Source organism: Pedobacter soli, assembly GCF_900101435.1.
Taxonomy (GTDB): domain Bacteria; phylum Bacteroidota; class Bacteroidia; order Sphingobacteriales; family Sphingobacteriaceae; genus Pedobacter; species Pedobacter soli.
The window spans coordinates 1-13,335 of record NZ_FMZH01000013.1; the positions used below are offsets into that span (position 1 = coordinate 1).

At 46.1% G+C, this 13,335-nt stretch carries 5 protein-coding genes; 1 reads left to right on the forward strand and 4 read right to left on the reverse strand.

Going from position 1 to position 13,335, the window contains the following annotated elements:
• Nucleotides 1-1,037: 1,037 nt before the first annotated feature.
• The 3 genes from BLR37_RS21220 to BLR37_RS21235 all read right to left on the reverse strand — a co-directional run bounded on the left by BLR37_RS21220 (nucleotide 1,038) and on the right by BLR37_RS21235 (nucleotide 9,891).
• Nucleotides 1,038-1,958, reverse strand: a complete 921-nt coding sequence (locus tag BLR37_RS21220; protein ID WP_090772157.1) for a PorP/SprF family type IX secretion system membrane protein — start codon at nucleotides 1,956-1,958, stop codon at nucleotides 1,038-1,040.
• 8 nt (nucleotides 1,959-1,966) lie between these two features.
• Nucleotides 1,967-7,738, reverse strand: coding sequence for a T9SS type B sorting domain-containing protein (locus tag BLR37_RS21225; RefSeq protein WP_090772159.1), 5,772 nt, complete (start codon nucleotides 7,736-7,738; stop codon nucleotides 1,967-1,969).
• 1,532 nt (nucleotides 7,739-9,270) lie between these two features.
• Nucleotides 9,271-9,891 (reverse strand): L-threonylcarbamoyladenylate synthase, encoded by a 621-nt coding sequence (locus BLR37_RS21235; RefSeq protein ID WP_039483330.1) that lies wholly within the window; start codon nucleotides 9,889-9,891, stop codon nucleotides 9,271-9,273.
• 83 nt (nucleotides 9,892-9,974) lie between these two features.
• On the opposite strand from BLR37_RS21235, the gene BLR37_RS21240 reads away from it, so the two are divergent.
• Nucleotides 9,975-11,627, forward strand: coding sequence for an FMN-binding glutamate synthase family protein (locus BLR37_RS21240; protein WP_090772163.1), 1,653 nt, complete (start codon nucleotides 9,975-9,977; stop codon nucleotides 11,625-11,627).
• A 227-nt stretch (nucleotides 11,628-11,854) separates the two neighbouring features.
• Here BLR37_RS21240 and asnS read toward each other — a convergent pair whose 3' ends face one another.
• Nucleotides 11,855-13,303 (reverse strand): asparagine--tRNA ligase, encoded by a 1,449-nt coding sequence (asnS, locus tag BLR37_RS21245; protein ID WP_090772165.1) that lies wholly within the window; start codon nucleotides 13,301-13,303, stop codon nucleotides 11,855-11,857.
• Nucleotides 13,304-13,335: the final 32 nt, after the last annotated feature.

Here is a 13,335-nt window from a genome sequence, read left to right on the forward strand (position 1 = left end):
TTGTAAAAAGCTACGAAAAGCTGAATGGCGGCAGTTTCTAGGCGCTTATCCACGCCCTGGCCAATGCACGCGCTTGTTCCTGCCTTGGGCAGTGGTGGTATGAAAGTCAGTGCAAAGCTATTCGTGCTTTTTCCTGCGAAAATCTCCTATGCCGGAGGGCAGGGTGCAGATAGCATGGTGCAGAAGATCCCGGGCGCATAAAACCCTACGCGTCATGCTGTCCCGATTCATCGGGATCAGCATCTCATTACAGCTCGTGTTGGTTAGGGAGAGACCCTGAATCGAGTCCGATAGCTATCGGACCAGGGTGACGGCGAGAGGAGATCCCTTCACACAGTCTCGCCTCGGTTAGCCACCGAACCGCTCTTACTTTTTTCAGCTGCGTTTATTTTTTTATCGGCCTTCAAGCTTGCTTCGCAGGTTGGCTTGATCCAAAAGTAACAAACTTGAGCGCAGCGAAAGCATGCCAGCCGATGAAAACAACAACAAAATGGCATAACTGAAAGGCTTGGATCTGATGTTGGATAAAATCGTCAAAGCTTTTATTGCGGCAGCGCAAGCCCCGACGAAGAGTCGGGAAGGAAGCGCTGCCTTGGGCAGTATTATTTGAACGTTTGTGCAAAAGCTTTAACGTTTTCTCCGGCCATCATCTCCTATGCCGGAGGGCAGGGTGCAGAGGATCCCCGGTGCAGAAAATCCTACGCGTCATGCTGAATTTATTTCAGCATCTCTTTACAGCTCGTGTTGGTTAGGGAGAGACCCTGAAACAAGTTCAGGGTGACGGTTGAGGGGGAGCGCTAAACATTTCTCTTGCATCCTTTCCCTTCCAGAGGAAAGGTGCCGTAGGCGGATAGGGGCCTGGTACGCTGGCTGTGAAGGTCCTTCGTCTCCGCTCAGGATGACAGGCTAAGTGGGATGTGCAAACGGGATGGACAATAGAGATCCTTCGCTGCGCTCAGGATGACAATAACAAAAAAGCCGTTCCGGGTTTTACATCGGAACGGCTTATCTTAGACATTGCTTTTCAGCGTGAAGTACTAGGGTTTCTTGCTGATGTTTACGCGTACATTTACTTCAAAATCGCCGCCGGTATAACCGCTGATGGCTGAAGTGGCCGTGTTGTAATAGGCCATGAAATACAGGGTAGATTTATAGTTCATGCCGAAACCTACGGTAGCATTCTGTGTATTGTGGTACATGGCCATCAGGTAGAGTTTATCGTTGGCAAAGTTGGCGTTTAAGCCCGCATCCCATAAATTCTGGTAGTTTTTAATGCCTCTGAATACACCCTTCGGCTCCAGGCTAATAGCATCCATACCCGAGCTGAGGTTAAACTTATAACTCACTGCCGAGTAAAAGGTGGGTTTATCGGCAAAGTTTAAATCGTCTTTCCTGAATACCGAACGCATGTTGGGTACGGCACCTTCGATGGTTAAGTTTTTCGAGGTGTAGGATACACCGAAATCACCATCGAGGTAATAACCCCTGTCGTTAAAGCGGGCAATAGAAGGGTCGTTAATGTCGCTGTTTCTTACACTGCTTAAATCGAGCCTGTCCTGACTGGCGCCGAAAGAGATACCAAAGTTTAATTGCTGCTCGTCATTGCTGAGGGGCAGGTGATAGGCAAAGGTACCTACGGCTTTGGTACGCTGGATACCGCCCGATTTTTCGTTGTAGAAATTTACACCCCAGCCCACTTTGTTTACCTGCTGATCGAGCGTAACGCTTTGGGTAAGTGGTGCACCGGGAATGTTTGACCACTGCTTGCGGAAACTGCCGTTGATGTTAAAGCCTTCGTTAATACCAGCCATAGATGGGTTAACCAGGTAACGGTTCTGGAAGTACTGGGCATTTAAAGGCAGCAGCTGTGCTTTTGCGCTTTGAAAAAAGGATAATCCTGCTGCAAATAGAAACGTTACACGACCTATTTGCTTTATGTTTTGTGTAATTGCTTTCATGTCTGTAATTAGTCTCTAATGATATTGATAAAACCTTTAAATGTGCCAACGCCTGTACCGAGGTCGATGATGTAGTAATAGGTGCCTTCAGAAAGCGGGCTACCGTTTATGGTGCCGTCCCAATCGTTGGCATAGGTGTGTTTGGTGTACAGGATCCGTCCGGTTTTATCAAAAATCTTGAGGGTATTGTTGGGGTAATAGTCGATGTTTTTGATGATGAACTTATCGTTGTACCCATCGCCATTTGGCGTAACAACGGTACTGGCTTCGAGTTTATAATCTTCAATTACGGTAATGGCAATGCTTTGCTCGCTTGTACAACCACTGGCATTGGTTACGGTTACCCTGTAGGTTCCGCTCTGTTTTGGCCTGATGGTTACCGAGGCGGTGTTTTGTCCGCCCATGATGTCGCTACCAGTCCAGTTGTACTGGGTGCCACCTGTTGCGGTTAAAATCAAAGCTTCGCCTTTAGAGATGGATGCACCTTTATTGCTGCTGATGGTAACAACTGGTAAAGCATTTACGATTACCGTTGCTGTTCCGGTTTGTGCCTGACTGGCATAAATATCGGCTACGCTAACCAAAGCATAGGTATAGGTACCTGTAGCACTGGTTGGCACGCTAACCGTTGCCGTGTTCGAACCTGAACCGGTGTTTACGGTACGGTTGCTTCCGCCATTAATGGTATAGGTAAAGGTATACGGACCAGTACCAACTGAGCCTGTAAAGGTAATGTTCGGCGAAGCGGCAAAGTTACAAACCGAAGTACTTCCTGAAATGTTGGCTACCGGTAAAGGACGGATTAATACCGTTGCCGAACCGGTTTGCGGCTGACTGCAATTTGCATCGGCCACGCTTACCAGGTTGTACACAAAAGTACCTGCCACATTGGTTGGCGCTGCTACTGTTACAGTGTTTCCTGTAGCGGTTACGGTGCGGTTGGTACCTCCGTTAATGTTATAGGTAAAGGTGTAAGGCGCTGTTCCGTTTGCACCGGTAAAGGTGATGTTAGGTGCTGTAGCTAAGTTAGGTACAGCGGTAGAACCGGAAATGGTTGCCGTAGCAAGCGCTCTAACGGTAATAACGGCAGTACCAGATTGGTTTTGACCTGCATTTACATCAGATACACTGATGAGGTTGTAGTTAAAAGTTCCGGCAAGGTTTGTTGGTGCAGTTACAGTAGCCGTGGTATTGGTGCCGGTGGTGCTAAGGGTTTGGTTTGCACCGCCGTTAATGTTGTAGGTAAATACATAAGGGCCGGTACCATTGCCACCGGTAAAGGTAACCGTTGGTGCGGTACTGTTTAAGCATAGAGCAGTAGTTCCCGAAATGCTGGCCACAGGGATCGGGTTAATTTTAACAGTTGTAGAAACGTTCTGCACCTGGGTACTGTATGCATCGGTAATGCTGGTAACGGTATACACAAATGTACCTACAGTATTGGTTGGTACGCTGAGTGTTGCGGTAGCGGTTGCCGAAGTTAAGGTTTGCGGTGCAGCCCCGTTAATGTTATAGGTAAAGGTAAATGGTGCGTTACCTGCTGTGGCGGTAAAAGTAATTACGGGTGCAGTGCTGTTAAGGGGCACGGAAATATTGCCACTTAAAGCTGCAACAGGTTTGGCATAAATGCGCAGGTTGGCAGTTTGGTAGTTTAAGGCATAATTACTGCTTAAAGCCAGTGTGCCCTGCTGTATGGCATAATCGCCGGCAGTTTCGCCTGCTGCACGTGTTAAAGTACCGGTAAAGGTATCGGTGCCGATAAGTGCAGGGGCAGCGGTATAAGTTAAAGCGGGATCTGCCGTTCCTGCTACCTTGGTTTTGGCATCGGCAGTTACCGTAATGGCTTTAGGGGCAATGGTTAATACCTGTTGCTTAGCTACTGCGGGATTAAAGAAAGTATCGCCAGGCTGTTCGGCGGTAATGGTTACGGTACCTGCTTTTACAATGTGGATATTGTTATTGCTGATGGTTGCAATATTGGTATCGCTGCTGGTGTAGGTAATGTTAATGCTGGTATTGTCGCTGGTGGCTCCGGCTGCAAGATCGGGGTCGCCATAGGTTGCGCTACGTGTTGGAGCAAAGGTAATGTTCTGGTCTTTCTTAACGGTTGCATCATCTCTGGTGTACCAAATGGGCGAGGTAATGATCCTGCTTCCATCGGCTTCAACAATATCGGCATAATAATAACCGGTAGCCAGGTTGGCCAAAGCATTATCGGTATAGGTTAAGCTGGCAGTTGTACTTGTGGTTAACTCAACGGGATTGGTACCGCTGCCAGGTGTTCCGTATAAAATCCTGATGCTGGTTACCGGATTGGTGGTAATTGAGCTTACGGAAAGCTGTGGCGCGCCGGCAGTTTTAAATATACTGCCCACAGGCTGCTTATTGATGGTGAAAATTACTTTGGCTGCGGAATCTTCTGAAGCATAAAAACGCATCTTTTTAATGGCATCCAATAAATCGTTTTCGGTAAGGGCAGGAGCTAGTACCACTAACCGGGCACGGGTGTGCTTACCAAAGGTCATGTTGTGGTTATCGTGATCGATGGAGGCACCGAGGTGGTATCCCTTGGCCAGCATGCGGTTGTAATAACTTAAATAGCTCATTGAGCTTGCCGGATCGGAATAGGTAACATTGGTAGAAAACGCCGGACCACTGGCTAAAGCGGTTCCCACAATGGCACTGTCAGCACTTAAATCGTAGGTGGCTGCCAGGTTGTTAAAATCGGTTGTATTGGGGTGGGCCAGGGTAGCTACAGCATTTAAGCCATGCCTGTTTATAATCCTGAATAAGCCATTGGGGCCAACATAGGTACTTTTAGGTACATAAATCTGGTTTTCGCCGGGTTCCCATCCAATCAGCGAATCGATACCGTACACAATTACGTGTCCGCCGCCGCTGATTACGCCCCACTCCATACCGTGCAGGGCAACGAAGTTAGCAGTAGTTGCTTTTTTAGCGGCATCGATACCGGGTTGCCAGTTGGCTAAAGACATGCCTGCCTGGGTGTGGTTATGCTCAGATATACCCAGGAAATCGAGGTTCATGGCCGTTTTGGCGAAAGCATAATCATCTTCAGGTTTTTTGGTTAAATCGTCTTTGTTACCATCAGAATAACTACTGTGGCTGTGTAAGTTGCCATAATAGAAATTCAGTTTATTTACATCGAGTATACCGGTTCTAAAATTGCCTAAAAGGGGTTGGGCAGTTAAGTACAAAGGCCCGCCGCTGCAGGCACTGTTTACAGCATAGGTAAAGAAATAGTAATTGGTGTTTTGGGTAAGGCCGTTTCTAATAAAAGAAGTACCTGTACCTCTTTTTACCACAATACCGCCACCCAGCATATCGCCAACGTTATAAACGGTTTGGTTTTGAGGTGCAGCGCTTAGCGTATTGCTGGTGCTCATTACCACCAGGTACTCATCGGCAGCTGCTGCTGGTGTAAATGAAGCCTGGATAAAGTTATAGTTGGATGAGGTAATGGTAAATGCAGTAGGCTGTGCCGTTGGAGTAGCACATGGCAACAGGGTTTTGGTGGTTTGTGCAGCCGTTAAGATGTTGCTGGTTAAATATTTTGGTCCGCCGGTACACGACAGGTTATTTAAAGGAACAATAAAATAGGTATAGGTGGTAGCACTGTTTAAGCCGTTATCGGTAAAAGTATTGCTAACAATTTTATTGATTACAGTGCCACCGCCCAAAGCAGCACCTACAGGATAAGCGGTACCATCGGCAGGCAGGGCGCTTAAGGTGTTGTTTAAGCTTCTGATAATGAGGTATTCGTTGGCATCAGCCGATTTGGTGAAGCTGGCCGTAATGCTGCCCGTAGTTACTGCGCTAAAGGTTAAAGCAGTTGCCGGACTTGTTGGGGCGGCACAGGCCGGTAAATTAGGCGGGAAATGAACACCCAAGCGGTCTGCATCGTCATCATCGATGGCATTTTGTACCGTAGCCAGTGGTGTTCTGGTCCAGTCGTTATCTACATAGGTTGGACTTGGAGCAGTTACGTTTAAGCTTCTTACATAAGAAACATCTTTAGCATTAACCCCTTGTCCGAAGGCATCGATAATGTTGTTATTGGCATCTAAGAGGGCCACACCATCATTACCGTTAAAGTTGATAACGGTATTGCTGTTTAAAATGGCACTGGCGGGGGTTAAATAAGGAACTTCGGTACCATTACCTGTATTGCCCAAAAGTACTGAGCCATGGGCAGGGATGGTAAAGTTTAAGTTTACAGTTTGTGAGGGTGCACCGGTGATGTTGATGTTACCCGCATCGCCAGAAATATTGTATAAGGCTAATTTTAACTGTGGCGATGCCGTATTAATGGGGGCATTGCTGAGGTTGGTTAATTCGATCCATTTGTTTACAGATGTACCTTCGTAATACTGACTGATGATTACGGGCGCGCTCACCAAAGGAGGATTAGCCGTTGTGGCATCAACAGTAGCCACAGTGGTTTGTAAATTGCCGGCAGCATCTTGTGCTACTACGTATAAGGTATAAGCGGTACCGATTGTTAAACCGGTGATAGATGCGCTGGCATCGGTATTGGCGGTATTGGCAAAAGAGCCCGATTTTAAGGCTGCAGTGCCGGTGCCGTCCTGTGCGGCTTTAACCTGCGCAGGGCTCGGGGCAGTGCCGCCCGTTAAGGCCAGTACGTAATAAGTGGTACCTGCTTCGTTGATGTTGTTCACAAAATCGACTGAAGTGGTGGTTACCGTTGTGGTTTTTGGGTAAGTAGCCGTTGTTACCGGAGGGGTAACGTCAGCCAAACCCAGTGTAGTTACATTAAGCTGGGCTACGCTTGTTTGTAAATTGGGTGTGGTAGCGGCATCTTCTGCCACTACATAAACCACGTAGTTTGTGCTTGCTGTTAAGCCCGTAATAGTAGTACTTACATCGGTATTGGCTGCATTGGTTAGGGTACCTGCCTTTAGTGCTGCGGTGCCTCCGGCGTTTAAGCCTGCTTTTACCTGGGCAGGTGTAGGTGCTGCCGAAGGAGCTGGCGTTACTACGTAATAGGTTTTGCCGGCTTCATCAATATTGTGGGTAAGGTTAAAAGTAGTTGATGTAATGCTGGCTGTTTTGGGGTATAACGCAGCGTTTACTGGCGGAGTATTATCGGTACCCGAAACTGCCGAGCCGGCAATGATCACATCATCTATACTAAATGTGCCACCACTTGCCTCGGCATTATAGCCGTAAAACCTGAAGGTGGTAGCTGTTGTTATGCCGGTAAAGCCGGTTAGTGTAATGGTACTACCGGTTTCGGCAGTTGTTGCAGCATCGGTAACCTGAAATACGTTGCTGGCTACTACCTGTAAATCTGCATTGGCGGGCGATATCGATGCAGGTAAGTTGCTCGCATAGCTATCTTTACTTGAGCGTACACTGTACTGCCTGATTCCGGTGCCGGAACGTTGCATGGTAAATTTAATGCTGGCGATGTTTAAGGTGTACCCTGCAGCTGGCGTAACCGTTACTTCGTAGTATTTGGTTAGGTCTATTGCGCCTGTAAAAACATCGCTGCCATTGGTTGCACCGGTAGACTGACTGGTGAAAGAGAACCTACCAGTTGCATTGGGATTGGCCGAAACGGCTCCATTTGCAGTAAACGATCCGAATGTTAGGCCTGTAGCAGTTGGAACTGCGGTTGGGTCGGTTTTTCCGGTGGTGGTAGAAACACTGCCAAAATTGTAGGTTCCTGAAAAGCTTTGAGCAAATAGCGAGGCTGCCAGGAACATGGTGAAACAAAACAGTAAAAGTTTTTTCATATAATTTTTTTAGGGATATGAAAGGATGAATAAGCTTATTTATGAATAGTTAAAGCGTGGTACCTTGTTGGTGTACTACGTCCAGGTGGTTTTCAGAATTATTCTGACAGGGATTAAGTTAATGGGCGTAAAGTTTTTACCATATTCGGGAGATAAGGGTGATTTAATGAAAAATGATATAGGTTTGTTAGTTGTAGCAAATGTATGTGCAAAAGCTTAATAGTCAGGTTAATTTAATGTTAATTAAAGCGATTGTGGAAAAATAAATGTAATGCAGGGTAATTTTTTGATGGTAAAGGCGTTGGGAAGGTTTTTTTTCAGGTGAAACGCTTAGGTAGTCTTCTTCTCGCCGTCATGCTGAACACTTGCCAGGCTGGTGGAAGGGGTGTTTCAGCATCTCTCTATTGCTTGTGACAGTTAAGGAAAGACCCTGAAACTAGTCCGATAGCTATCGGACCAGGGTAACGGCGATCCCTTCCCCGATCCGTCATTGCTAAGCCGGGTTGTGCGAGCTGAAGCAATCTGTCTAGAGGAGCAATCTCTTCCACAATCCGTCATTCCCGCGCAGGCGGGAATCCTAATGCTTTCGCTGTTTTTTCCTTCGCACTGTCTCGCCTCGGCTTGCTGCCGAACCGCTCTTACTTTTGGCTTGATCCAAAAGTAACAAAAGATCAAGGCTTGGAGCCTTTCTTGTAAAAACCTACGAAAAGCTGAATGGCGGCAGTTTCTAGGCGCTTGCCCGCATTTAGGCCAATGCACGCGCTTGATCCTGCCTTGGGCAGTGGGGGTATGAAAGTTAGTGCAAAGCTTTTCGTGCTTTTTCCTGCGAAAATCTCCTATGCCGGAGGGCAGAGTGCAGATAGCATGGTGCAGAGAAACGCCGCGCGTCATCCAGAACACTTGCCGGGCCGGGTGGAAGGGGGGCAGCATCTCTCTATTGCTCGTGACAGTTAGGGAGAAACCCTGAAACAAGTCCGATAGCTATCAGACCAGGGTGACTGCGAGAGGGGATCGCTTAGCAGATCCGTCATTCCCGCGCAGGCGGGAATCGTAATGCTTTGGCTGTTTTTCCCTTCGCACTGTCTCGCCTCGGTTAGCCACCGAAGGGCTCTTACCTTTTTCTTGATAAAAAGGTAACCAAACCTGAGCGCAGCGAAAGCATGCCAGCCGATAAAAACAACAGCAAAAGGGGCATAAATCAAGGCTTGGAGCCTTTCTTGTAAAAACCTACAAAAAGCTAAATGGCGGCAGTTTCTAGGCGCTTACCTTCGCCTTAGCCAATGCACGCACTTGTTCCTGCCTTGGGCTGTGGTGTTATGGAAGTCATTGCAAAGCTTTTTCGTGCTTTTTCCTGCGAAAATCTCCTATGCCGGAGGGCAGGGTGCAGGGAATCCTCATACGTCATGCTGAACTTGTTTCAGCACCTCTCTATTGCTCGTGGCGATTAGGGAGAAACCCTGAAACTAGTCGGATAGCTATCGGACCAAAGTGACGGAATAGGGGGATTGAAAGGCGCCGACAGGTGACCAGGTTTACAAAAACTCCGCAATATCTCCTTTACCTTCCCTGATTACTTCAAACTCTCCCAGTGTGCAATCAATAACGGTAGAGGCTTCGTTATCGCCGTAGCCGCCATCAATAACCAGATCGACCAGATCTTCGTATTTTTCGTGAATCAGTTCGGGGTCGGTAGAATATTCTATCACATCGTCATCATCTCTGATTGAGGTAGAAAGGATCGGGTTACCCAGTTCTTTAACAATGCAGCGGGCAATGTTGTTATCTGGCACACGAATACCGACTGTTTTTTTATTCGAACTTAATAGTTTGGGTACATTATTATTGGCATTAAAAATAAAAGTAAACGGACCCGGCAGCGCTTTTTTTAGCACCCTGAAAGTGGTATTATCAATCGGTTTAATGTAATCGGAAATGTGCTTTAAATCGTGGCAGATGAAAGAAAAATTAGCCTTTTCGGGTTTTATTCCACGGATACGGCAGATCTTTTCGATGGCCCTCTGGTTGGTAATATCGCAGCCCAAACCATAAATTGTATCGGTTGGATAAATGATGAGACCGCCTTTTTTCAGCACCTCTACAACCTGTTCAATGGCTTTTTCGTTGGGGTTTTCAGGATATATCTTAATAAGCATAGCGTAAAAATAACAATTTAATGGTGTCAGTTGTTTAATAATCCTAATCTTTGTAACAACAAAACATCCGCTAATCTGATTATATGAGAAAAGCTTTCGTCGCAATTGCCGCATTTTTAGTAGCCCTTACCATTATGCTGGGCCTTTATCACCCATTTTTATGGTGGACATTTATTTTTACCGGTCCCTTTGTTATCTTGGGTATTTACGATTTGTACCAACCCAAACACAGTATTGTACGTAACTACCCGGTTTTTGGTCGCTTACGTTATTTTATGGAAGAACTGCGACCGAAGGTTTACCAGTATTTTGTAGAGAGCGATACCAACGGAACACCTTATAACCGCTTAAACCGCTCGCTGATTTACCAGCGTGCCAAAACCGATAACGATACCATTCCATTCGGAACACAGTTAAATGTGTACGAAAATGGTTACGAGTGGTTAAGTCATAGCATTGCTGCTATTTCGCACCATGAATTGAATTTAGATCCGCGCGTGCTGGTAGGTGGTCCGGATTGTAAAAAACCTTATTCGGCCAGTATCTACAACATTTCGGCCATGAGCTTTGGTTCCTTAAGTCAGAATGCTATCCTGGCTTTAAACGGCGGTGCCAAAATGGGTAATTTTGCACACAATACCGGCGAAGGTGGTATCAGCGATTACCACAAGCAACCGGGAGGTGATTTAATCTGGCAAATTGGCACGGGTTATTTCGGTTGTCGCAATGCGGATGGTACCTTTAATTATGATGCTTATGCCGAGCGCGCGCAGCATGATCAGGTAAAAATGGTTGAGATTAAACTTTCGCAAGGGGCTAAACCCGGGCATGGTGGTATGCTGCCAGCTAAAAAGGTAACGCCAGAGGTGGCGCGCATCCGTTTGGTGCCCGAAGGTAAAGATGTATTGTCGCCACCAGCACACTCCGCTTTTAATACACCTATTGGTTTATTGGAATTTGTTAAAAAACTACGCGATTTATCGGGTGGTAAACCAGTTGGATTTAAATTGTGTATAGGTCGCAAAAGCGAGTTTTATGCCATTTGTAAAGCCATGGTAGAAACGAAGATTTACCCTGACTTTATTACTGTTGATGGGGGGGAAGGCGGTACCGGTGCAGCACCGCAAGAATTCTCGAACTCTGTAGGGATGCCTTTGCGCGAAGGGGTTGCATTTGTTTACGATGTATTAAATGGTTTCGACCTGAAAAAACATATTAAAATTATTGCCTCAGGTAAAGTGGCTACAGGATTTGATCTGGTTAAAAATATAGCGCTGGGAGCCGATATGTGTAATGCGGCCCGCGGAATGATGTTCGCGCTGGGTTGTATTCAGGCACTGGAGTGTAACAGCAATACCTGCCCAACAGGTGTAGCTACGCAAGATCCGAGTTTGATGAAAGGTTTGGTGGTAGAGGATAAGACCGTACGGGTTAAAAACTTCCATAACCTTACCGTGGCCAGTGCTGTAGAGTTGCTTGGTGCTGCGGGGCTAAGGGAAACGCATCAGTTAAGTCGCGCTTACATTAACCGCAGGGTAAGCCCGAGTTTAATGCAGAGCTACCTCGAAACTTTCCCTTATATCCCAACAGGTAGTTTGTTGCAAACGCCTTATCCAACGCGTTACGAGCTGGGCATGGCCTTAAGTACTTCGCAAAGTTTTGCACCTACGGATTATAAGGTTTCGGCGGTTGATTATGCACATGCCAATCCGTATGGGGATCATGTGCATGAATAACAAACACGATTAACGCCAATTTTACAATTGGCTACCCGGGAGTCGTCCCGATGGGACGATTGGTAGCTTTAAAATTATACATATAATCTAATTAGGAAGGTGAGCGCATAAAAAAAGAAGTCAAGTTTTTAAAACTTGACTTCTTTGATATTGAATATTTGTTTCTCCTAAACCCTAAACCCTAAACCCTAAACCCTAAACCCTAAACCCTAAACCCTAAACCCTTATTAGAATTCTGCATTTTTAGGGAACCTTGGGAAAGCGATTACATCACGGATGTTGGTCATACCGGTTACGAACAATACCAAGCGTTCAAAACCTAAACCGAAACCTGCATGTGGTGCGGTACCAAAACGACGGGTATCTAAATACCACCACAATTCATCCTGTGGAATATTTAAAGCTTCCATGCGTTGGGTTAAGCGGTCTAAGCGCTCTTCACGCTGCGATCCGCCAATCATTTCGCCAATACCCGGGAACAGGATATCCATAGCGGCAACAGTTTGTCTGCCTTCAGCATCCGGCTCGTTCTGGCGCATGTAGAACGATTTAATATCAGCAGGGTAATCGGTTAAGATTACCGGTTTTTTAAAGTGTTTTTCTACCAGGTAACGTTCGTGCTCGCTTTGTAAATCAGCTCCCCACTCGTCAATCAGGTACTTAAATTGTTTCTTCTGGTTAGGTTTAGAAGATTTTAAGATCCTGATGGCTTCTGTATAGGTTAAGCGCTCAAAATCGTTAGCTAAACAGAAATCCAGTTTCTCTAATAAACTTAATTCGCTGCGCTCGTTTTGTGGCTTTTGTTTGTCTTCTTCGGCCAGGCGGTTGTTTAAAAATTCTAATTCCTCTTTGCAGTTATCTAAAGCATATTTAATTACATACTTCATCATGTCTTCTGCAAGCTGCATGTTATCTTCCAGGTCGGCAAAAGCAAACTCAGGTTCAATCATCCAGAACTCGGCCAGGTGACGGGTTGTATTCGAGTTTTCGGCCCTGAATGTAGGTCCGAAGGTATAAATTTTACCAAAAGCCATGGCTGCCAGTTCGCCTTCCAGCTGACCAGATACAGTTAAGTTTGTCGCGCGGGCAAAGAAATCCTGCGAGAAATCAACTTTACCTTCTTCGGTACGCGGCGGGTTGTCGAAATCTAAAGTAGTTACTTTAAACATCTCGCCTGCACCTTCAGCATCACTGGCAGTAATTACCGGGGTGTGCATGTACACAAAGCCACGTTCGTTATAAAACTGGTGGATTGCGAAAGCCAATGCATGACGCACTTTAAAAACGGCGTTAAAGGTATTGGTACGGAAACGCAGGTGCGCAATTTCGCGTAAAAACTCCAGACTGTGTTTTTTAGGTTGCAAAGGGAATTTCTCCGGATCGCTATCGCCTAAAATTTCTACACTTATTGCTTTAATCTCAACAGTTTGACCTTTACCTAACGATTCGATCAGTTTACCAGTTGCAGCGATTGCTGCACCAGTGGTGATTCTTTTTAACAGCTCATCAGGTAAATTATTAAAATCGATCACAACCTGGATATTGCTCATGCAAGATCCGTCATTTAAGGCAATAAACTGATTATTACGGAAAGTTCTTACCCATCCCATAACCGTTACTTCTGTGTCAAATGCTGTCGACTTTAATAAATCTTTAATTTGCTGTCTCTTAATCATATTGTTATTTATAAAAGCCGCAAATTTAGAAA

Bases quoted from the DNA above. Each gene is read 5' to 3' on its own strand.
- BLR37_RS21220 (WP_090772157.1), bottom strand. From the start codon at position 1,958: ATGAAAGCAATTACACAAAACATAAAGCAAATAGGTCGTGTAACGTTT.
- BLR37_RS21225 (WP_090772159.1), bottom strand. From the start codon at position 7,738: ATGAAAAAACTTTTACTGTTTTGTTTCACCATGTTCCTGGCAGCCTCG.
- BLR37_RS21235 (WP_039483330.1), bottom strand. From the start codon at position 9,891: ATGCTTATTAAGATATATCCTGAAAACCCCAACGAAAAAGCCATTGAA.
- BLR37_RS21240 (WP_090772163.1), top strand. From the start codon at position 9,975: ATGAGAAAAGCTTTCGTCGCAATTGCCGCATTTTTAGTAGCCCTTACC.
- asnS (WP_090772165.1), bottom strand. From the start codon at position 13,303: ATGATTAAGAGACAGCAAATTAAAGATTTATTAAAGTCGACAGCATTT.